This window comes from Methanohalophilus sp. RSK (genome assembly GCF_003722075.1).
Taxonomy (GTDB): Archaea; Halobacteriota; Methanosarcinia; order Methanosarcinales; family Methanosarcinaceae; genus Methanohalophilus.
In genome coordinates this window covers 1-1,272 of sequence record NZ_RDSK01000011.1, presented here as the reverse complement: position 1 = coordinate 1,272, position 1,272 = coordinate 1, and the positions used below count along the sequence as shown (strand labels likewise).

Below are 1,272 nucleotides of genomic sequence, written 5' to 3'. Positions count from 1 at the left end.
TTCAACTAATAAAGCAGGAGTCCCCTTCCGTGAGGTAGGGGAGGAATGCGTCTAATAATTCACAGTAAAATATTTATATTTTGCGTGTGAATATGACAGTATATGTTTCTCACTAAAACAGTTATCTTGAAAATTAGTAATCCTGATAATGATTTAGTGGAAACTATGCAGAAATATTCTGATGGAATGAACTATGCTTCCAAAGTTCTTTTTGATAAAGGTAAACCAATTCCAGCAATGAAATTACAAAAGGAAGTTTACCCATATCTTCGTGAAACATTAAAATTGAAATCCCAAATGAGTTGTAATATTCCAAGACAGGTTGCTGGATGTTACAAAACATTAAAGAAACAGAAAAAGGCAAAATGGCAAAAAGTAGAATTTTCGCCATCATCTATGACTTTTTCTTACAAAAGGGATTTTGTGATTGATGAAGACACAGTCAAAATAACGACTATCTGCGGAAGAAAAGCATATTCCATTTTGAATTATGATTACGCTAAACAATATTTTGATGGTTCATGGAAATACCAAGCATCCAAAGTTGTAAAACATAAAGATGGAGATTATTATTTCCATTTATCTCTTGAAAAAGAAGTTCTTGATAAAAAAATAACAGACGCTTCTACATTCATGGGTATAGATGTTGGTATGAACTATCTTGCTGTTGCTTCCACTACCGATAAAAAATGTAGTTTTTTTGCTGGTGGTGAAATTAAGAATCTTCGCAACCAATACAAATCAATGAGAAAACGTTTACAATCGAAGGGAACTTTATCTGCAAAACGTATGTTGAAATACATTGCAGGTAAAGAGAAACGTCTTATGCGAGATGTAAACCACACAATCTCAAAAGAAATTGTGAAATTCGCAGTTGAAAACAAAGTATCAGTAATAGGTCTGGAAGACTTAACAGGAATCCGTGAATCCACTCTTTCCAAAGTTTCCAAAAAGATGAGACATAACCACAGTAGTTGGGCTTTCCGCCAATTACAAATATTCATTGAATATAAAGCAAGAGAAGTAGGCATAATTACACATTATGTTGATCCATCTTATACTTCTCAAACTTGTATTCGATGCAAACATATCTCTAAGAATAACCGTAACAGGTTATCTTTCAGATGTGAAAAATGTGGTTATGAAAACAATGCCGACCTAATTGGTGCAATGAATATTGAACACAAAACACGAGATTACAGGTATATCCTGGAATCTCAGGGGTGCTTGTCAGCCACCCAGACGAATGCTTAATTGACATTCAAGCCCCTT

1 protein-coding gene is annotated in these 1,272 nt (G+C 34.0%); it reads left to right on the top strand.

Annotation, left to right across the window (positions count from 1 at the left end):
• Positions 1-102: 102 nt before the first annotated feature.
• Entirely contained in the window at positions 103-1,254 is a 1,152-nt protein-coding gene (locus EFE42_RS04570; protein ID WP_123136143.1) for an RNA-guided endonuclease TnpB family protein, read from the top strand.
• The last annotated feature ends 18 nt before the right edge of the window (positions 1,255-1,272 follow it).

Bases quoted from the DNA above. Each gene is read 5' to 3' on its own strand.
- EFE42_RS04570 (WP_123136143.1), top strand. From the start codon at position 103: ATGTTTCTCACTAAAACAGTTATCTTGAAAATTAGTAATCCTGATAAT.